The sequence below is a fragment of the Streptomyces lasalocidi genome, from assembly GCF_005280215.1.
Taxonomy (GTDB): Bacteria; Actinomycetota; Actinomycetes; order Streptomycetales; family Streptomycetaceae; genus Streptomyces; species Streptomyces longwoodensis.
On sequence record NZ_SZNQ01000001.1, the window covers coordinates 618,404 to 636,709 of the forward strand.

Annotated in this window: 17 protein-coding genes; 6 read left to right on the top strand and 11 right to left on the bottom strand. The window is 75.2% G+C overall.

Translation table 11 applies throughout. The features are described 5' to 3' along the window. Positions 1-59 precede the first annotated feature (59 nt). The 7 genes from E4U91_RS02575 to E4U91_RS02605 form a co-directional block, all read right to left on the bottom strand. Positions 60-1,442: an alpha-lytic protease prodomain-containing protein gene (locus E4U91_RS02575; RefSeq protein WP_137305007.1), complete on the bottom strand. Its 1,383-nt coding sequence runs from the start codon at positions 1,440-1,442 to the stop codon at positions 60-62. A 242-nt stretch (positions 1,443-1,684) separates the two neighbouring features. Beyond that, positions 1,685-2,056 carry a peptidase inhibitor family I36 protein gene (locus E4U91_RS02580; protein ID WP_137305008.1) on the bottom strand — a complete coding sequence of 124 codons (372 nt, stop codon included), beginning with the start codon at positions 2,054-2,056 and terminating at the stop codon, positions 1,685-1,687. 49 nt (positions 2,057-2,105) lie between these two features. Continuing rightward, positions 2,106-3,041, bottom strand: a complete 936-nt coding sequence (locus E4U91_RS02585) for a hypothetical protein (protein ID WP_137305009.1) — start codon at positions 3,039-3,041, stop codon at positions 2,106-2,108. Positions 3,042-3,235: 194 nt separating this feature from the next. After that, complete coding sequence (locus tag E4U91_RS02590) at positions 3,236-5,005, bottom strand: helix-turn-helix domain-containing protein (protein ID WP_137305010.1); 1,770 nt, start codon at positions 5,003-5,005, stop codon at positions 3,236-3,238. Positions 5,006-5,361: 356 nt separating this feature from the next. Then, the gene (gene gap / locus E4U91_RS02595; protein WP_137305011.1) at positions 5,362-6,360 is read right to left on the bottom strand and encodes a type I glyceraldehyde-3-phosphate dehydrogenase; all 999 of its coding nucleotides are present in this window, start codon (positions 6,358-6,360) and stop codon (positions 5,362-5,364) included. Between the two features lie 243 nt (positions 6,361-6,603). Next, positions 6,604-7,566, bottom strand: coding sequence for a GlxA family transcriptional regulator (locus E4U91_RS02600; protein ID WP_137305012.1), 963 nt, complete (start codon positions 7,564-7,566; stop codon positions 6,604-6,606). Between the two features lie 4 nt (positions 7,567-7,570). Continuing rightward, complete coding sequence (locus E4U91_RS02605) at positions 7,571-8,026, bottom strand: MarR family winged helix-turn-helix transcriptional regulator (RefSeq protein ID WP_174867740.1); 456 nt, start codon at positions 8,024-8,026, stop codon at positions 7,571-7,573. A gap of 184 nt (positions 8,027-8,210) precedes the next feature. On the opposite strand from E4U91_RS02605, the gene E4U91_RS02610 reads away from it, so the two are divergent. Then, a complete protein-coding gene (locus E4U91_RS02610; protein ID WP_137305013.1) occupies positions 8,211-9,179 on the top strand; it encodes an alpha/beta hydrolase in 969 nt (322 codons plus the stop codon). 30 nt (positions 9,180-9,209) lie between these two features. On the opposite strand, the gene E4U91_RS02615 is transcribed toward E4U91_RS02610, so the two are convergent. Beyond that, positions 9,210-9,677, bottom strand: a complete 468-nt coding sequence (locus E4U91_RS02615; RefSeq protein WP_168218237.1) for a flavin reductase family protein — start codon at positions 9,675-9,677, stop codon at positions 9,210-9,212. Positions 9,678-9,897: 220 nt separating this feature from the next. Here E4U91_RS02615 and E4U91_RS02620 point away from each other — a divergent pair, with 220 nt between their 5' ends. Both E4U91_RS02620 and E4U91_RS02625 read left to right on the top strand, forming a co-directional pair. After that, positions 9,898-10,431 (top strand): DoxX family protein, encoded by a 534-nt coding sequence (locus E4U91_RS02620; RefSeq protein ID WP_137305015.1) that lies wholly within the window; start codon positions 9,898-9,900, stop codon positions 10,429-10,431. Between the two features lie 136 nt (positions 10,432-10,567). Then, positions 10,568-12,142, top strand: coding sequence for an outer membrane protein assembly factor BamD (locus E4U91_RS02625; protein ID WP_174867741.1), 1,575 nt, complete (start codon positions 10,568-10,570; stop codon positions 12,140-12,142). Between the two features lie 24 nt (positions 12,143-12,166). Here the strand turns inward: E4U91_RS02625 and E4U91_RS02630 are convergent, their stop codons facing one another. Next, positions 12,167-13,645, bottom strand: a complete 1,479-nt coding sequence (locus tag E4U91_RS02630) for a glutamate-cysteine ligase family protein (RefSeq protein ID WP_137305016.1) — start codon at positions 13,643-13,645, stop codon at positions 12,167-12,169. A 217-nt stretch (positions 13,646-13,862) separates the two neighbouring features. Here E4U91_RS02630 and E4U91_RS02635 point away from each other — a divergent pair, with 217 nt between their 5' ends. Continuing rightward, positions 13,863-15,038: a PP2C family protein-serine/threonine phosphatase gene (locus E4U91_RS02635; protein ID WP_137310633.1), complete on the top strand. Its 1,176-nt coding sequence runs from the start codon at positions 13,863-13,865 to the stop codon at positions 15,036-15,038. 9 nt (positions 15,039-15,047) lie between these two features. Here the strand turns inward: E4U91_RS02635 and E4U91_RS02640 are convergent, their stop codons facing one another. After that, positions 15,048-15,239, bottom strand: a complete 192-nt coding sequence (locus E4U91_RS02640) for a hypothetical protein (protein WP_067228283.1) — start codon at positions 15,237-15,239, stop codon at positions 15,048-15,050. Between the two features lie 252 nt (positions 15,240-15,491). On the opposite strand from E4U91_RS02640, the gene E4U91_RS02645 reads away from it, so the two are divergent. Continuing rightward, a complete protein-coding gene (locus E4U91_RS02645; protein WP_137305017.1) occupies positions 15,492-16,307 on the top strand; it encodes an SAM-dependent methyltransferase in 816 nt (271 codons plus the stop codon). Between the two features lie 117 nt (positions 16,308-16,424). Here E4U91_RS02645 and E4U91_RS02650 read toward each other — a convergent pair whose 3' ends face one another. Then, entirely contained in the window at positions 16,425-17,390 is a 966-nt protein-coding gene (locus E4U91_RS02650; protein ID WP_137305018.1) for an alpha/beta fold hydrolase, read from the bottom strand. A gap of 169 nt (positions 17,391-17,559) precedes the next feature. Between E4U91_RS02650 and E4U91_RS02655 the strand changes: the two genes are divergently transcribed. Next, a complete protein-coding gene (locus E4U91_RS02655) occupies positions 17,560-18,252 on the top strand; it encodes a lysophospholipid acyltransferase family protein (protein WP_137305019.1) in 693 nt (230 codons plus the stop codon). Positions 18,253-18,306: the final 54 nt, after the last annotated feature.

An 18,306-nucleotide genomic window follows, 5' to 3' on the forward strand; every position in this document is an offset into this window, starting at 1 on the left:
CCGGTGCGCCCGGGCGCGCAGGTGGTGTCACCGCGCGCCCGGGCCGTGCCGGCGTCTCGTCAGAGGCGCTGCCAGAGGGCCGGGGTGACGTCGGGCGCCCACGCGTTCTGCGCCTGGTGGGTCTGCAGGCAGCGGTAGCGGACCTGGCCGTGGGTCACCGTGGTGCCCACCCGGTAGACCTTGCCGGTGCTCCAGCCGTCGGCCGCGCCGCTGTTGTCGGCCGGGACGGCGGTCGTCTCCCCGGTGGTCCTCAGGGTGAGGCCGTAGGCGTCGAGGATCGGGTTGACCGGCTGGAAGAACGTGGTGCCGCCGGACGTGCAGTCGCCCGAGCCGCCCGACGTGACGCCCTGCGCCTCGGACCCGCTGATGTAGGAGCCGCCGGAGTCGCCGGGCTCGGCGCACACGTCGGTCTGGGTGAGCCCGTTGACGGTGCCCTCGGCGTAGTCGACGGTCGTGTCGCGCTGCTGGATGGTGCCGCAGTGCCAGCCGGTGGTGGAGCCGGAGCGGCACACCGCCGCGCCGACGACCGCTTCGACGGAGCCCTCGACCGGCACCAGTGTCCCGCCGTCGCCCTTCACGTAGGGCGTGGCGGTCCAGTTCTCGTTGGTGGAGACCCAGGACATGTCCTCGCCGGGGAACGTGGAGGCCTGGAAGACGCCCTGGTCGGTCTGGTCGGAGCCCTTGGTCGTGGAGCCGGCCTGTCCGCAGTGCCCGGCGCTGACGAAGCCCTGCTCGTCGGACTTGGTGATGGAGAAGCCGATGGAGCACCGCGCCAGGTCGTCGATGTAGTAGGCGTCGCCGCCGACGATGTCCGCGAAAAGGCGGGGGCGCTGGGCGGACACGCGGACGGCCGTGTGGTCGCCCGGGGCGCCGGCCGCCTCGACGAACGCGGCGGCGGCCGCGCGCGTGGTGGCCTGGACGACGACGCGGTTGGAGCGGACGTCGACGTACCACACGGGCGTGGCGGCGGCGTCGACGCGCTGGGCGGCCGTGTCGAGCTTCTTCTGCACGGCGCGCAGCTCGTCGAGGTTCCAGCGGACGACCACGGCCTTGGCGCCCTGCGCCTCGATGGCGGGCACGTCCGCGCGGTCGGTGGTCGCCACGGTGAGGTCGGCGGACGTCGCGCCCTTGACCCAGGCACCGGCGAAACGTTTGCCCAGGGCGTTGTGCAGGACGCCGGCCCGGGTGCCGGCCTCGGCCTCGTTGACCAGGCGGGTGCGCGCCTGGCGCGCCGTCAGGCGCAGGTCGCGCTGCATGGCGCGGAGCACCTCGGTCGACGGGGTGTCGGCGCCGACGGTCCGGGCGGCGGTGGGCAGGGGGCCGCGGTCGTGCGGCGGTGCGGCCGGCTCGGCCGACGCGGAAGGGTGGAGCGCGGTGAGCGCGAGCGTACCGACTGCCGCCAGGGCGGCTCTGTGGGCGACCGCACGACGTCTGCCTGCCATTCGGCGTACCTCCTTGGGGTGCGGTGAGCGGTTCGTCAGGCCACAGGCCTAGCCACGCGGGCGCGGACGATGACGGGGTGCGCGCCGTTTTGGTTCCTTCGGGGTACGCCGGGCGGGGCATGTGCAGTAGTTCGCGCGGGGCGTGCTCCGCGGGCCGCGCGGGCGGTGCCGCGCACGGCGGAGCGGGCCGCCGGAACGGGTGTCCGGCGGCCCGCTCGCCCGCGCGCGGGCGGATCAGCCGGTCAGCAGGACGCGGTCCACTGGTGCGAGGAGTAGTCGTTGTCGTTCATGCCCCAGTCGTAGTAGTCGCCGCGGACGACGCAGAGGTCCTCGTTGACGTAGTTGACGTCCATGTACACGCGGACGTCGTCGTACGTGGCGGGTGTGCCGTTGTTGTAGAGGGAGTCGGCCCGGTCGCCCCAGCCGTCGTCGTGCCAGTTGGGGTCGTTGCCGCCCCAGCCCATCCGGGCGCCGGAGTAGTCGTCGTCGTCCCAGACGCAGAACTGGCCCTGGGGGCAGTCGCCGAGGGCGGCGGACGCGGTGGAGGCGGGGAGCAGCACGCCGGCCGCCGCCAGTGCCGCCGCCGCGACCGTTCCGAGAAGGGCTCGTCGCATGGTCGGTTCTCCTTCGTGAAGGTGTGCGGTGAGGGTGGTGCCAGGTCCGTCAGGGCGTGGGGGCGGGAGTGCGCAGGACGGTGGCCGCCCGCGGCAGCGCCGCCCGCTCCAGGCGGACCAGCTCGTCGAGTTCCTCGCGGAACCGGTCACGGACGCGGGGGCGCCAGTACGCCTCCCGCTGCCGCAGGATGCGGGTCAGACCGGAGGACCGGGCACAGGTCGCCTCGACGACGGCCGTGCGGACCTCCCGTGCGTGTGCCTCGGCCGGTGTGCCGCCCGGTTTGCGCCGGCCGAGTTCCGCGCGCAGCGCGCCGGGTGAGGCGACGTCGTGCCCGTGGGTGCGCGCACACCGGCTCCAGGCGGCGACGCCGGCCGCGAAGTCGTCGTCGGCGCGCACGTGCTGGCGGACGAAGACGTCGATGTTGTCCGAGACCCTCCGCGCCGGGAACCAGCGGGCGAGGTCCCCGTAGAGGGCCTTGCGCGCGGAGGCGAGGCAGCCGCGGTCGCTGGTGCTGAGCCGGCCGCCACCGGGCAGCTCCACCGACACCTGGCGGCCCGTGCCGTAGAGGGCGCGCGTCCAGTCGGCCGAGGGACGCGCCGGGGCGGCCCGTCCCGTCCGGGTGGGTGCCGCGCGGTCCCCGTCGTCGGGGGTGGTGCCGGTGGCCGGGGTGAAGGCGTCGCCGTAGCCGTACTCCTCGGCCCACGCGACGTCGGTCACGAGGTACGGGAAGCTGCGTCCGGCGCCCCGGTCGTCGGCCGCCCGGTCGTCAGGAGGCGTCTCCCGGTAGGTCCAGCCCTGGTCGTGCATGCAGCGGTGGACCAGGCGTTCCTCCGCGCGGTGCAGGGTCGCCTTCCGGGCGGCCGACAGCGGGGCGCCCGCCGGAGCGGGGTCGGCGGGCGCGGACGGCGTGGCGTCGCAGGCGCCCAGCAGCAGGACGGCCGCCGTGACGGCCGTGGTGCCCAGCGCGCGCTTGGTGCGGCCCATGGTCGGTGCTCCTTCACGGGTGTCGAAGGGCGGAGCGGGATGTCGTAGGTGTCGGAGGGGTGGGGGGCACGCGCCCCCCGGTCGGCGGCGGGACCGGCCGGCCGGGGTGCGGTGGTTCCAGCGAAGGGTGCCGGGGAGTTGTCCGAAAGCCTCCTCGGCGGGGCCTGGACAACCCGACAATGCGTCGGCGCCGGTCAGCGGGGTTGTCGTGTTCCGGCGGGGGTGTTGTCCGGGGCCGGCCGGACCGGCGCCCGGTGGGCCGCGTGGGAGGTGGTGCCGGTCATGGTGCGGGACCCGCCCCGGCGGCCGTTCGTCGTGTCGTGGTCGGTGAGGAGGGCGTGCAGTGCCAGGGCTCCGGCCAGTGCGGCCAGTACGCTCGCGACGGCCACGAGCAGGGCCACGGCCCACCGGCGGCGGCGCTCGGCCGCGCGCGAGGCGGTGACGAAGGCGCGCTCGCGGGTGCTGAGGTCGTCCGGGTGCCGCCGCGCCCAGGATTGGGCGGCGGCCAGTCGCGCGCCCCGGTACAGCGCGCCCGGGTGGCGGTCCGACGCGCACCAGTGGGCGGTGGCCCCGGTCAGGCGGCGGTGGGTGCGCAGGCCGTCGCGGTCGTCGGTCAGCCAGTGACGCAGCCTCGGCCAGGCGGTGACCAGGGCCGGGTGCGCGGGCTCGACCGTGTCCTCGTCGAGGACGACGACGCGGGCGGCGGCCAGCTCGCCGAGGAGCCGGTCGAGGTCGTCGCGCGGTGCCAGACCGCGCAGTTCGTCCCGGTGGACACGGCGCGGGGCGTCGTCGGCGCCGTCGCCCGGGGCGGTCAGGCGGAGGAACAGGGCGCGCAGGAGCCGCCGTTCGTCCGGTGGGGCGGCGTCGTACACCCGCTCGGCTCCCCCGGTCACCGTGGCGCCGGCGTCCCCGGCGGCGAGGTGGCCGGACAGCCGGAGCACGTCGCCGGTGCGCCGCGCCCAGGCGCGGTGCAGGGCCGCCGCCAGGAGGGCCGGGGCGCCGGGTCGCCCGGCCAGGTCCGTCACGAGGGCGTCCAGCAGGGCGGGTTCGACCGTGAGCCCGGCCGCCTCGGCGGGGCCCAGCACGGCCCGGCGCACTTCCTCGGCGCCCAGGGGCTCCAGCGGCAGCCGGGCCGCGCCCTCGGCCCACGGGCCCGGGAGGCGGGCGCCGGACCGCAGCGCGACGACGACGCGCAGGCGGTCGTCACCGGCCCCCGCGGCGTGGGCGAGCTGGGCCAGGAAGGCGTCGCGCTCGGCGGCGGGGACGGTGCGGGCGAAGACGTCGTCCAGCGCGTCGACGGTCACCAGCACCCGGGTGCCCGGCGGCCGGCTCCGCAGCAGCCCGCCCAGCGCCCGGCACAGCGCCCCGGGGTCGTGGCCGAACTCCGCGCGCAGCGACCCGGGTTGCGCCTCACCGCTCAACGCCCCAACCGCTTGCGCGAGTTCGGCAAGGGGATCGCGGGACGCCGGGAGGGCGAGGTGGTGCCAGTCCGGGCCGAGGGCGGGCAGCAGGCCCGCGTGCAGCAGGGAGGTCCTGCCGCTGCCCGAGGGGCCGGTCAGCAGCACCGGGCCGGGGGTCTCCCCCGTGGCCACCAGCCGGGCCAGGCGGCGGAGCGGCTCCTCGCGGCCGAAGAAGTACGGCGCGTCGTCCGCGGTGAAGGGCCGCGGCCCCGGGTACGGGCACCGCGGTGCCGCAGGCCGCGCCGGTTGCGGCGTCCCCCGGGCGTGCCGTGCCTCGGCCCGGCCGCGGGCGGCCGCGGCGTGCCAGCGGGCCGCCCACTCCTCGCGGTCGCCGCCGCACGCCTCGGCGAGGGCCATCGCGACGTCGAGGGTGGGCAGCCGGCTGCCCTTCGTCGCCTCCGCCAGGGTGCTGGCGGCGTAGTGGGCGCGCTGGGCCAGCACCCGGTAGCTGGGCGCGCCCGCGTGGGTGCGCAACTGCCGCAGCTCCCACGCGAACCGGGCCACCGGCCCGGCCTGGGGGTCCAGTGCGCGCTCCGGCCGTCCCGCGCGCCGTCCCCGTGATCCCCGTTCGTGTCCTGTCACTCGCACGCCTCGCTCCCCGTTGTCGCCGGGGGCGGGTCGGTCATCCCCGCCCGACCGGGCCGACTCACCGCCGGGGGTCCGGGCGGTCGGCCGCCCGGACCGGCCCGACGGCCGTTCACCCACGGGACGGCCCCACGGGTGCGCCGGTATGCCCGTACGACGACGGCGGTGAGGTGACGACCGGCGGGAGAGGGCGGCGGACGCGGCACGGCTCCGCTCCCCTGAGGGGGAACGGAGCCGTGGGCACCTCGTGGGCGGCGCGCAGCCGCCTTCGTCGCTCAGCCGGCGGCGAGGAGCTCCAGCGTGTCGATCACGCGGTTCGAGAAGCCCCACTCGTTGTCGTACCAGGCGACGACCTTGACGTGGCGGCCGTCGACCCGGGTGAGGGCCGAGTCGAAGATGGAGGAGGCGGGGTTGCCGGTGATGTCCGACGACACCAGCGGGTCCTCGGAGTACTCGAGGACGCCGGCGAGCGGCCCCTCGGCCGCGGTGCGGTAGGCCGCCAGCACGTCCTCGCGGGTCACGTCGCGCGAGACGGTCGTGTTGAGCTCGACGATCGAGCCGACCGGGACCGGCACGCGGATCGAGTCACCGGACAGCTTGCCGTCGAGGTTCGGCAGCACGAGGCCGATCGCCTTGGCGGCGCCGGTCGTGGTCGGCACGATGTTGACGCCGGCGGCGCGGGCGCGGCGCGGGTCGCGGTGCGGGCCGTCCTGGAGGTTCTGCTCCTGGGTGTACGCGTGCACGGTGGTCATGAACCCGTGCTCGATGCCCGCGAGTTCGTCGAGCACCGCGGCGAGCGGGGCCAGCGCGTTGGTGGTGCAGGAGGCGTTGGAGACGACCGTGTGCACGTCCGGGTCGTAGGTGTCGGTGTTCACGCCGTACGCGAGCGTGACGTCGGCGCCGTCCGAGGGCGCGCTGACGAGCACCTTGCGCGCGCCGGCGTCGAGGTGGGCGCGTGCGGCCTTGGCGGCGGTGAAGCGGCCGGTGGCCTCGAGCACCAGGTCGACCTCCAGCTCGGCCCAGGGCAGCTGGGCCGGCTCGCGCTCGGCGAGGACGCGGATGCGGCGGCCGTCGACGACGAGGGTGTCCCCGTCGACGGTGACCGGGCGGCCCAGGCGGCCGGCGGTGGAGTCGAAGGCCAGCAGCCGGGCGAGGGCGGCGGGCTCGGTGAGGTCGTTGACCGCGACGACCTCCAGGGCGCTGTCGCGCTCCAGCAGGGCGCGCAGCACGTTGCGTCCGATGCGGCCGAATCCGTTGATGGCGATACGCGTCATGAGTGTGGTGTCCCTTCGGTTCCCCACCAGGTTCGCGCGGGCCGCGCGGGCGGGCCAGCGGCGCGATCGCCATGGTTCGCAAGGATCGCGCCAGGGGTGACGGGCGGGCGGCGACGCGGGCACGGCGGGGTGGCCGGCCGGTGTCCCCGCGCGGCTCCCCCGGGGGAGCCGGACGTCGGTGCCGCGGCGGGAAGTCCTGGTCGGTGGTGGTGCGGGAGGTGCCGGCCGGGTGGTGCGGCCGGGTCATTCGCCGCGGGTGAAGGTGCTCCGGTACTCGCTGGGCGTGGTGCCGAGAATGCGCCGGAAGTGCAGGCGCAGGTTGGCGCCGGTGCCGAGGCCGACGTCGGTGGCGATCTGCTCGACGCCGAGCTGCGAGCGCTCCAGCAGCTCGCGGGCCGCGTCGATGCGGGCGCGCATCACCCACTGCATGGGCGTGTAGCCGGTGTCCTCCACGAAGCGCCGGGAGAACGTGCGCGGCGAGACCGCCGCGTGCTCGGCCAGCGCCTCCAGCGTGAGGGGTTCGCCGAGGCGGCGCAGGGCCCACTCGCGGGTCGCGGCGAACCGCTCGCCGAGCGGTTCGGGCACGCTGCGCGGCACGTACTGCGCCTGGCCGCCGCTGCGGTAGGGGGCCGCGACCAGGCGCCGGGCGGCGTGGTTGGAGGCGGCGACGCCCAGGTCGCCGCGCAGGATGTGCAGGCACAGGTCGATGCCCGAGGCGGCGCCCGCCGACGTCAGCACACTGCCCTCGTCGACGAACAGCACGTTCTCGTCGACGTTGACGCGCGGGTACTTCGCCGCGAGGGCCCGGGTGTAGTGCCAGTGGGTGGTGGCGCGCCGGGCGTCGAGGAGACCGGTGGCGGCGAGGGTGAAGGCGCCGGTGGAGATGGCGGCGAGGCGCGCGCCGCGCCGGTGGGCGGCGCACAGCGCGTCGACCACGGCGGGCGGCGGGTCGTCGCGGTCGGGGAAGCGGTGGCCGGGGATGAAGACCACGTCGGCCCAGGCGAGCGCGTCCAGGCCGTGGGCCACGTGGTAGGCGAGCCCGTCGCCGCCGGTCACCAGGCCGGGCGCCGCGCCGCAGACGCGGACCTCGTACGGCATGCTCGCGCGGGTCGTGAACACCTGGGCGGGGATGCCGACGTCCAGGGGCTTGGCGCCGTCGAGGACGAGGACGGCGACGCGGCGGAGGCGGGGGGACGGCGCGGGCACGGGGTCAGCGGGTGGTGACGTTCTCAGTGAGCAGGCGCAGCAACTGCTTGGCCAGGGCGTCCTGTTCGCGGGTCAGGCCCATGGCGTCGCCGATGGCGAGCGGTACGGCCCGGGCCCGTTCGCGCAGTGCGGCGCCGGTGCCGGTGAGCCGGATGGCGACGGACCGCTCGTCGTCGCTGCGGCGCTCCCGGCGCAGCAGACCGTGCGCCTCGAGGCGCTTGAGCAGCGGGGAGAGGGTGCTGGACTCCAGTTGCAGGGCGGCGCCCAGCTCCCGCACGGAGATCTCGTCCTGCTCCCAGAGCACCAGCAGCACCAGGTACTGCGGGTAGGTCAGCCCCAGTTCGTCGAGCAGGGGGCGGTAGCGGGCGATGACCGCCCGGGAGGCCGCGTACAGGGCGAAGCAGAGCTGGTCGTCCAGGAGCAGCGAGCCCTCGGCCGGGTCGGACGGCACTGGGTTCATGGCTGGCTCCTGTTCACGGACGGTTCACGGGGGGTCGCCACTCTAACGTCGGGGTGCTCCCGATTCTATCGCCCGAACTTTAGTTGCGCACGATCTAATCGCACGCTACTTTATTGCTGTCGCCGCTCCCGCCGGGACCCCCGTCGGCCGAGCTCGCCCGCGGCACCGATCCGAGGAGATCGCCATGACCGACAGCACCGCTCCCCGCCCCGTGCTCGAACCCGCCGCCCAGGCGTTCGCCGAGGCGACCGCCAACCCGCCGTACCTGTTCGACCTGGGACCCGTCGAGGGCCGCAAGGCGGTCGACGAGGTGCAGTCCGGCGACATCGCCGAGCCCGAGGTCGACGAGGAGTGGATCACCGTCGCCGGCGGTCCCACCGGCAGCGTGCGCGCCCGCATCGTCAGGCCCGCCGGCGCCACCGGCACCCTCCCGGTCGTGCTGTACATCCACGGCGCCGGCTGGGTCTTCGGCAACGCCCACACCCACGACCGCCTGGTCCGCGAACTCGCCGTCGGCGCGCACGCCGCCGTGGTCTTCCCCGAGTACGACCTCTCCCCCGAGGCCCGCTACCCGGTCGCCATCGAGCAGAACTACACCGTCGCCCAGTGGATCGTGCGCGAGGGCGCCGCCAACGGCCTGGACGCCGGCCGCCTCGCGGTCGCCGGTGACTCGGTCGGCGGCAACATGACCGCCGCCCTCACCCTCATGGCCAAGGAGCGCGGCGACGTGCCGCTGGTCCAGCAGGTGCTGTTCTACCCGGTCACCGACGCGAGCTTCGACACCCCGTCCTACCACCAGTTCGCCACCGGCTACTTCCTGCGCCGCGACGCCATGCAGTGGTTCTGGGACCAGTACACGACCGACGAGGCCGAGCGCGCGCAGATCACCGCCTCCCCGCTGCGCGCCACCGTCGAGCAGCTCACCGGGCTGCCCCCGGCCCTGGTCGTCACCGGCGAGGCCGACGTGCTGCGCGACGAGGGCGAGGCGTACGCCAACAAGCTGCGCCAGGCCGGTGTCCCCGTCACCGCCGTCCGCTACCAGGGCGTCATCCACGACTTCGTGATGCTCAACGCCCTGCGCGAGACCCACGCCGCCGACGCCGCCATCACCCAGGCCGTGACCGTCCTGCGCGGCGCGCTGCACACCGCCTGACCCGACCGGCCCCCGGCCCCGGCCGCCCCGTCATTCCGCGGGGTGACCGGGGTCGATGTCGTGGGCGTCACCCAGGCGCAGCAGTGGGCCGCCCGCCCGGTCACCGGTGTCCCACTGCACCGGGTCGAGCACGAACCCCAGGTGGTCACCGCCGTCGACGCGCTGCACGACCTCGCCGACGAACCACGCGGCCGCGTCCGGCAGGACGACCGCCCCGCCGTGCCCGGTCTTCCACCGCACACCGGCGAACTTGTCCACCTCGTCGCCCGTCTCCCCGCCGAAGAGCTCCGCCAGTCCGTGCTGGTCACGGCCGAGCAGGTGCACCGCGAGGACGTCGGCGTCCCGGGCCACGCCGAAGGTGTGGTTCGCCTTGGACAGCCACACCACGAACCGCACCGGCCGCAGGGAGCACTGCGACGAGAAGCCCACCAGGCATCCCGACCGCTCCTCCCCCGCCGCCGCGGTGACCACACACATCTCCGGATCCAGCCGGTGCATGAACGCATCGGCATCGGCTTCCGCCACGCCCCCACTCCCGTCCACGTCGTCGGTCCGCACTGCTGCGGCTGCTGGCACACACGTGCCCCGCATCCCGCGCCCCTCACCCGGCCGTCCGGGCGGACGGCGTGCCGGGCGCGGCGCCGATTGGCCCGTCCGCGGACGGGGAACCCGGTGGCCACGCTCCATCACCATCCGGTCAACCCTCTGGAGAAGGCCCATGACTTTGTTGCGCCTGGTCGGTCGTCCTCTGCTGGCCTCGATGTTCGTGTCCGGCGGCCTGCAGTCCCTGCGCGCCCCCGAGCAGGTCTCGCCGGTCGCCGAGCCCGTCGTCCGCCCCGTCACCGACCAGGTGACGGCGCTGCCCGACCGGACCGAGGACGTCGTACGCCTGACCGGGGCCGTGCAGGTCGCGGGCGGACTGCTGCTGGCGACCGGCCGGGTCCCGCGGGTGGCGGCGCTGGCCCTCGCCGCGACCCTGGTGCCCACCACCTGGGCGGCCCACCGGTTCTGGGAGGCGGAGGACGCCGAGGAGCGCACCCAGCAGCGCCTGCACTTCCTGAAGAACCTCTCGATGCTGGGCGGCCTGCTCATCGCGGCCGCGGACACGGGCGGCAACCCGTCCCTGGCGTGGCGCGGCCGGCACGCGGCGCGGAGCGTCCGCCGCGAGGCGCGGCTGGTCCAGCGGTCGGTGCGGGCCACCGCGCGTCCCGCGGCCGCCGTGGGCGCGGCCCGCGCCAAGCTGCCGGGCTGACCGCACCGCCGACCGCACGGCGGTCGCGCCCTCCCCCCGCCCACCCGCGCGCCCCGGACTCCCTGTCGCCCGCGCGCGGGTGCCCGTACACTGCCAAGTCTGCGGCGTGCGGGCGTAGTTACGGGGGGAGCCAGCCATGTCCGAGGGTCGGTCCGGCATGTATGACGGCACGTACGGCCAGCCTTTCGTCCCACCGATGCCCTCGGCGCCGCCACCGGCGCCGGCCGACCCCGTCCGGGCCCTCGCCGTAGCGGTGCTCAACCTCGGCGGCCTGGGGCTCGGGTACGCGGTGGTGCGGCGCTGGGCGCTCGTGGCGCTGTGCTGGCTCGCCACCGGGGTCCTGCTGTTCGTGGCGCTGCCCGCCGACCCGGGCGGTGTCCCGGTGGCCGCGCTCGTGCTGTACGCCCTGTTCCTGCTCGCCGCGGCGGCGCACGGCGCGCGCGTCGGTCTGCGCACCCGGCTGTCGGGCCCCGGCCCGGCGCCGCTCGCGCTCGCCCTCGGCCTGGTGCTGCTCGCCGTGCCGGCCGGCGGCGTGGTGTGGTACGACAGCGCCCGCGACGAGGCCGTCCAGCAGATGCTGCTCGACCGGCTGGAGCGGGCCGACCGGCTGGTCGCCGCGGCCGGCCAGAAGGCGTTCGGCAGCGGGGAGTCCGACTACCGGCGGGCCCTCGCGGCCTACGAGGACCTCAGCGCCGCGCACCCCGGCTCCCGGGCCGCCCGTCAGGTGCCGGCCCGGATGCGGACGTACTACACGACCGTCGGCGCCCCCTACGCCCAGGGGCAGTACTGCGACGCGGTCGCGCCGCTCACCTACCTGCGCACGGTGCCCGGACACATGCCGAGGACCCGCCTGGGCGAGCTGGCGTCCTGGCCCGACGACCGGCTGGCCGCGTCGCTGTACGCGTGCGCCTCGAGCGGGCTGAGCGGCGGACAGTCCACCTGGCCGCAGCAGTTCGGGCAACTGCTCACCACGTTCCCGCAGTCGGAGCAGGCGGCCCAGGTGCGGCCCGCCGTCGCGGCCGCGGTCACCCGGGCGGCCGCCGGCCTCGGCGGCACGGACCCGTGCGGGGCGATCGACCGGCTGCGCGCGCTCGGGACGGACATCGAGGGCATCACGGCGGGCGGCGCGGACACCGGCGACGCGCTCGGCGCGGAGGCCCGGCGGGCGACGGCCTCGGCGGACTCGGGGACGTACGCCTGCGGCGTCGACCAGTACCGCGACGGTGACTTCGAGGCCGCACAGAGCACGATGGACGACTTCGTGAAGGCGAACCCGAAGCACCGGAACCGGGCCCTGGCCCAGAAGATCGCGATCGCCGCCGAGATCGCGCAGACCGTGCCGGCCGCGGGGAAGCGGCTGCCCACCACGCGCAGCGGCGGCGGCATCGCCGTCACCGTCCGCAATGACAGCCCCGATCCGGTCACCGTCCTCTACACCGGCCCCGTCACCGGCAGCTTCACCCTGAAGGGCTGCCCGGGCTGCACCGCGTACTCCCTGGGCTCCACGCTCTCGCCGACGTTCAAGCCGTGCCAGGGCGGCCGCTCCTACCCGCAGCGCACGATCAGCCTGCCGGCCGGCACCGTCTACTTCCTGCACAAGCCGAACGGCGCCGGTTCCGCCACCCCCGCGTCCGACACCGCGAAGCTGTCCCCCGGCTACGTCTACACGGAGTGCGCCTACACCACGCAGACGCTCGGGAGCGGCAACTGACCGGCGCGGGCCCGCCGGCCGGCCTCACTCGACGGGCCAGGTGTGCACCGGGGCGTTGAGGTGCATGTAGGCGATGTACTGCTCGGTCATGCGGCGCAGCGCCTCGTGACGGCCGCAGTGGGCGCGGGACTCGATGTGGTGGACCATCTCCTTCTGCCACACCGCGCCGTTGCGGGCCGTGACGCACCGCTGCTCGATGATGCCGAGCAGCGGCTCGCGCCACGCCTCGTCCATGCCGGAACGCTCCAGGCCCTGGTGGGCGAGCGGCAGCAGGCGGCGCAGCACCAGCTCGTTCGCCGGGACCTCGCCGGTGCCGGGCCAGTACAGGCGGGCGTCGATGCCGTGGCGGGCGGCCGCGTGCAGGTTGTCCTCGGCGGCGGAGAAGGACATCCGCGACCACACCGGGCGGTCCTCCTCGACCAGCGCGCGGGTCAGGCCGTAGTAGAAGGCGCCGTTGGCGAGGGTGTCGGCGACGGTGGGGCCGGCCGGCAGCACCCGGTTCTCCACCCGCACGTGGGGCTTGTCGTGGGCGATCGCGTAGACCGGCCGGTTCCAGCGGTAGATGGTGCCGTTGTGCAGGGTCAGCTCGGACAGCTCCGGGACGTCCCCGCGCTCCAGGGTCTCCCCGGGGTTCTGGTCGTCGCACAGCGGCAGCAGCGCGGGGAAGTACCGGACGTTCTCCTCGAAGAGGTCGAAGACGCTGTTGATCCAGCGTTCGCCGAACCAGACCCGGGGCCGCACGCCCTGCACCTTGATCTCCTGCGGCCGGGTGTCGGTGGCCTGTTCGAAGAGCGGGATCCGGGTCTCGTGCCACAGCTCCTTGCCGAACAGGAACGGCGCGTTGGCGGCGAGCGCCACCTGCACCCCGGCGATCGCCTGGGCGGCGTTCCAGTAGGGGGCGAACTCCTGCGGGGAGACCTGGAGGTGGAACTGGGTGCTGGTGCACGCGGCCTCGGGGGTGATGGTGTCCGCGTAGGTGCGCAGCCGGTCCTCCCCGTCCACCTCGATCAGCAGGTCCTCGCCGCGGGCCGCGAAGACCTGGTCGTTGAGCAGGCGGTAGCGGGCGTTCTCCGACAGCGCCCCCTCGCCGACGTCCTGCTGGCGCAGCGTCGGCAGGATGCCGATCATGATCAGGTGGCTGCCGACCGACCGGGCGCGGTCGTCGGCGTGGTTGAGCGCGGCGCGGATCTCCGATTCCCAGGCGTCGGGGCCGCCCGCGACGAGCCGGCGGGGCGGAACGTTGATCTCCAGGTTGAACCGGCCCAGCTCGGTGGACCAGGCGGGGTCGGCGATGGCCTCCAGCACGTCGACGTTGCGCATCGCGGGCTCGCCCCGGTCGTCGACCAGGTTCAGCTCGATCTCCAGGCCCACCTGCGGGCGTGCCGCGTCGAAGCGTGCCTCGCGCAGCATCTGCGCGAAGGCGTCGAGGCACTCCTGCATCTTGATCCGGTACCGGCGGCGGTCCTCACGGGTGAAGACCAGCGCCGGAACGTCTCGTCCCATCGGCTCTCCCGGCTCCTCCTGGGGCCCCTGTCCCTCCAGCCTCGCACCGGCGGGCCACCCCGACCAGGCGGGACCGCCACCGGTGGCGCGCGGGCCCGGGGTCACCCGGCAGGGAGGCGTCCGCACTGCGGCGGCCCCGGCCCGGTGTGAGACTGCTGCGCAGCGGTCCCCCGACCGCCGTGGCGCGCGCTGCCGAAGGAGGCGAGTCCGTGTGGTGATGCCGGAGACCGGTGACGACCTGCTCCAGGAGTTCCTGGCCGACCCCGCCAACCGGACCGTCGGCCTCGCCACCGCCCTGGCCCGCTGCACCCGGGCCCTCGGGCTGCCGCACGCCGTGGCCTACCTGGTCGACATCCAGCAGCGCCACCTGGTGCCGCTCACGGACGTGACGTCCTCGCTGCCCGTCGACGAGTCGCTGGCGGGGTGGGCGTACCGCACGCAGTCGCTGCGGGTGGAGTCGTCCGAGGCGGGGACGCTGACCGCGTGGTTCCCCCTGGTGGACGGGGCCGAGCGGCTCGGGGTGCTCGCGGTGCACACCCCCACCCTCACCGCGGGCGCGCTGAGCCGCGGCCGGGCGCTGGCCACCCTGGTGGCGATGATGGTCACCTCACGGCGCGCGTTCAAGGACACCTACGTACGGCGTGCCCGCACCGAACCGATGCGGCTGCCCGCCGAGATGCTGCGGGCGTTCCTGCCGCCGCGGACCATCGGCGACGGCACGGTGGTGTCGACGGCGGTGCTGGAGCCGGCGTACGAGCTCGGCGGGGACGCCTTCGACCACGCGCTGACCGAGACGACGCTGCACGCGACCGTGCTGGACGCCATGGGCCACGACCTGGCCTCCGGGCTGACCAGCGCGGTGTCGCTGGCGGCGTGCCGCAACGCCCGGCGGTGCGGCACCGAGCTGCCGGAGCTGGTGTCCAGCGTCGACGAGGCGCTGACGGAGTGGCTGCCGGACCAGTTCTGCACGGCGGTGCTGGCCGAGATCGACCTCGCCACGGGGGTGCTGCGGTGGAGCAACTGCGGGCACCCGGCGCCGTTGCTGATCCGCGACCAGCGGCTGATCGAGGACGCGCTGGAGCGGGAGCCCGACCCCCCGCTCGGTCTGCCGTCCCTGCTGACCGACCGCCCGCGGCAGGTGCACGAGGCGCCGCTCCAGCCCGGCGACCGGGTGCTGTTCTACACCGACGGGGTCACCGAGGCCCGCACCCGCGACGGCGAGCTGTTCGGGCTCCAGCGGTTCGCCGACTACGTCATCCGGGCGACCGCGGCCGGGGAGTTGGCGTCCGAGACGCTGCGGCGGCTGATCCACTCGATCCTCGACGTGGAGACCAGCCGGCTGCGCGACGACGCGACGATCGTCATGGTCGAGTGGCAGCCGCCCCGGACGTGACCCGGGGCGCTACAGGGTGCCGAAGGGGAGGAACCCGCGGGCGGGCGGCAGCGACTGCTGTGCGGGCAGACCGGCGGACAGCGGGGCGGCCATGATGCGGCCGAGCTCGCGCTGGATCCGTTCCGCCTCGGCGCGGACCTGGGTGGGGATGTCACCGCGTTCGGTGACGAGACGGTCGTAGATCGGGGTCTGGCTGAACAAGGGTGACGGGCCTTCGGTAGGGACGGGGACCGGGGCGGCGTCCGCGAGGCACCGCGGGAGCCGTCGGACCTGGTGGACTGTCAACGCGACTGCCCCGCAAGGCTACCGCCCGGCCCCACGGGCCCGGCACGCCAGCCCCGGACGGATGCCGGGCGACCCGCCGGAAAGGCGAACTGATGTGTGGGACCGCGGTGTTCGCCAGTAGGTTGGGCAGGCAAGGATCCAGCCTCGGCCGAAAGACGGACACGACTCATGACCGACCCCGCGACGACGCCCGGCACCGCGACGCACCAGAAGATCGACACGTCGGTGCCGCACTCCGCCCGTATCTGGAACTACTGGCTGGGCGGGAAGGACAACTACCCGGTGGACGAGGAGGCCGGCGACGCGTACACCGAGGTCTTCCCCGGCATCGTCACCATCGCGCGCAGCAGCCGGGCCTTCCTCCGTCGCACCATCACCCACCTGGTCGAGGAGGCCGGCATCCGTCAGTTCCTCGACGTCGGCACGGGGCTGCCGACCGCCGAGAACACCCACGAGGTCGCCCAGGGGCTCGCCCCCGAGTCGCGGATCGTCTACGTCGACAACGACCCGATGGTCCTGGCCCACGCCCGTGCCCTGCTGTACTCCTCCAAGGAGGGCGCGACCGCGTACATCGACGCCGACGTGACCGAGCCGGACGTCATCCTGGAGTCCGCCGCCAGGACGCTGGACCTCAGCCGCCCCACGGCGCTGATCCTCAGCAACATCCTGGGCCACGTGGCCGACTACGAGCAGGCGCGCTCGATCGTGGACCGGCTGGTGGGCGCCCTCCCGTCGGGCAGCTACCTCATGGTCAACGACGGCTCCCTGGGCATCGACCCGGTCTTCGAGGAGGCCCAGGAGGGCTACAACCGGAGCGGCGCGGTGCCGTACAACCTGCGCACGGTCGAGCAGATCGCCTCGTTCTTCGACGGCCTGGAGCTGGTCGAGCCCGGCGTGGTCCCGGTCACCCAGTGGCGCCCGGACCCCGGCTCCCCCGTCCCGGGGGTCGTCGCCGAGCACGGCGGACTCGCCCGCAAGCCCTGACCCGCGGTCCCGCCCGCGTCCCGACGCCCCCGCGCCCACCCGGGTGCGGGGGCGTCGCGCCGTCACGGCCCGGCCGGACGCCTCGTCACCGCGCGGGCGGCGGCGCCGCCCTGGGCGTCAGAGGGGGTCCTGGCCCTCGGGGTACTCCAGCGCGCCGAGGTACGGCAGCCCCGTCAGGGGGTGGTCGCCGCAGAAGCTGCGGATGAGGTCGACGTGGGCGGCGACCTGCTCCAGCGGGAACATGTGGTCGGCGTCGCGCAGGGTCGCGAACGGCGCCCGCAGTTCACGGGCGAGCCGCAGCCCCTGGGCGGGTGTGGTCAGGTGGTCGTGCTCGCCCGTGTACACCAGGGTCGGCACCGCCGGGACCCCGGGACGGCGCCAGGCGTGCCGCTCCATACGGGCGTTGTGATCGCAGGCCTTCGCGAGGTCGTCCGGGGTCTGCGTGCGGAACTGGTGGTTCAGCATCCGCCACACGGCCGCGTGGCGGTGGATGCGGCTGTCGGGCGCCACGACGAACGTGGACAGCAGGCTGTCGGCGAGTTCCCCGCGCCGGTCCTCGGCGACCAGCCTGCGCCACTCGGGGATCATTTCCAGGTAGGACGCGGGCAGTTCGCCCGTCATCGCGCCCAGCATCAGCCGGGCCACGTGCTGCGGGTACCGCTGGGCGCAGCGCAGCGCGACCGCGCCGCCATAGCAGGTGCCGAGCAGGTTGACCGGGCCGGTGTCCAGCTCGGTCAACAGGTGGCCGAGGGCCGCGGCGAGGAAGTCGTAGCCGTACTCGGCGGGCAGCGGGTCGGCCGCGCCGAAGCCGGGCAGCTCGACCGTGACCACGGAGGCATGCGCGCGCAGCGGCCGCTCGTGCGTGGTCCAGGAGTTGCGGTCCTGCATCATGCCGCCGATCACCACCAGCGGTTCGGTGACCGGCGCGGGGGACGTCGCCACGCGGCAGACGTACCGGAAACCCTCGTACTCCAGCCAGTGCTCCTGCGCGGCCGCCGGGCGCTCGGGCCCGGCGCCGGGTCCGTGGTCCTGTCCGGGGCGGGGCAGCGGCGGGGCGGCGACCGTGTGTCGGGCTGTGCTCATGCGTGGTTCAACGGCTGCCCCGCGCGTGTCGTCACGGTCTGCCCGGCCCGACCACCCTCGACTTCACGGATCTCCCGCCTGGCGGCGGCCGGTTGAGTACGGGTACTCAGGCCCGTCCGGCCGCCCCCGGCGACGATGGGGGCACCAGGACAGGGAACGGGAGAACCACATGCTCAGCCGTCTCGCCGACGCGCTCACCCCGGCCGCCGGCCGCCTGACCGTCACCACGGACGCCGACGCCGCGTTCGCGCCGGGCAGCGTCGTCGTCGCCAACCACACCTCGCTCGCCGACCCCGCGGTGGTGCTCGCGGCCCTGCACCGGCTGGACGTGCGGCCCGTCGTGATGGCGACGGCCGGACTGTGGCGGGTGCCGCTGCTGGGCCGGCTGCTGTCCCGGGAGGAGCACATCCCCGTCCACCGCCGCGACCGCCGCGCCGCGCACGCCCTCGACCTCGCCGCCCGGGCGCTGGAGCGGGGCCGGCTGGTCCTGATCTACGCCGAGGGCGGCCTGCCCGTCCGCGGGGACGCCGCCGAGGAGGCACCGCGCGCCTTCCGCAGCGGACTGGCCCGGCTCACCGAACGCACGGGGGCGCCGGTGGTCCCGGTCGGACAGGCGGGCGCCCGGCGCATCACGTCCGGCGGGACGGTCAAGCAGGTGGCGGGGCTGGTCACCGCACCGCTGCGCCGGCCGCGGCTGCACGTGCACGCGGGGCGCCCGGTCGTCCTGGCCGGCGACCGGCGGGCGCGCACGGGGCAGGCGCGGGCCGCGGTGACGCAGGCCTGGCGCACGGCCGCCGCGGCGCTCGGCGAGCCCGCCGCGGCGGCGCCCGGAGCCGGGCCCTCGACGGGCGCGTGCCGCTGAGCACGCGCGCGGGGCGGCACGGACCCCTCGTCCGTGCCGCCCCGGTGGTCGGGG

What these genes read in the sequence shown, in the direction of transcription:
- gap (WP_137305011.1), bottom strand. Translation starts at nt 6,360, where the DNA reads ATGACGCGTATCGCCATCAACGGATTCGGCCGCATCGGACGCAACGTG.
- E4U91_RS02630 (WP_137305016.1), bottom strand. Translation starts at nt 13,645, where the DNA reads ATGGGACGAGACGTTCCGGCGCTGGTCTTCACCCGTGAGGACCGCCGC.
- E4U91_RS02650 (WP_137305018.1), bottom strand. Translation starts at nt 17,390, where the DNA reads ATGAGCACAGCCCGACACACGGTCGCCGCCCCGCCGCTGCCCCGCCCC.
- E4U91_RS02575 (WP_137305007.1), bottom strand. Translation starts at nt 1,442, where the DNA reads ATGGCAGGCAGACGTCGTGCGGTCGCCCACAGAGCCGCCCTGGCGGCA.
- E4U91_RS02580 (WP_137305008.1), bottom strand. Translation starts at nt 2,056, where the DNA reads ATGCGACGAGCCCTTCTCGGAACGGTCGCGGCGGCGGCACTGGCGGCG.
- E4U91_RS02615 (WP_168218237.1), bottom strand. Translation starts at nt 9,677, where the DNA reads ATGCACCGGCTGGATCCGGAGATGTGTGTGGTCACCGCGGCGGCGGGG.
- E4U91_RS02645 (WP_137305017.1), top strand. Translation starts at nt 15,492, where the DNA reads ATGACCGACCCCGCGACGACGCCCGGCACCGCGACGCACCAGAAGATC.
- E4U91_RS02605 (WP_174867740.1), bottom strand. Translation starts at nt 8,026, where the DNA reads ATGAACCCAGTGCCGTCCGACCCGGCCGAGGGCTCGCTGCTCCTGGAC.
- E4U91_RS02620 (WP_137305015.1), top strand. Translation starts at nt 9,898, where the DNA reads ATGACTTTGTTGCGCCTGGTCGGTCGTCCTCTGCTGGCCTCGATGTTC.
- E4U91_RS02655 (WP_137305019.1), top strand. Translation starts at nt 17,560, where the DNA reads ATGCTCAGCCGTCTCGCCGACGCGCTCACCCCGGCCGCCGGCCGCCTG.
- E4U91_RS02610 (WP_137305013.1), top strand. Translation starts at nt 8,211, where the DNA reads ATGACCGACAGCACCGCTCCCCGCCCCGTGCTCGAACCCGCCGCCCAG.
- E4U91_RS02585 (WP_137305009.1), bottom strand. Translation starts at nt 3,041, where the DNA reads ATGGGCCGCACCAAGCGCGCGCTGGGCACCACGGCCGTCACGGCGGCC.
- E4U91_RS02635 (WP_137310633.1), top strand. Translation starts at nt 13,863, where the DNA reads ATGCCGGAGACCGGTGACGACCTGCTCCAGGAGTTCCTGGCCGACCCC.
- E4U91_RS02625 (WP_174867741.1), top strand. Translation starts at nt 10,568, where the DNA reads ATGTCCGAGGGTCGGTCCGGCATGTATGACGGCACGTACGGCCAGCCT.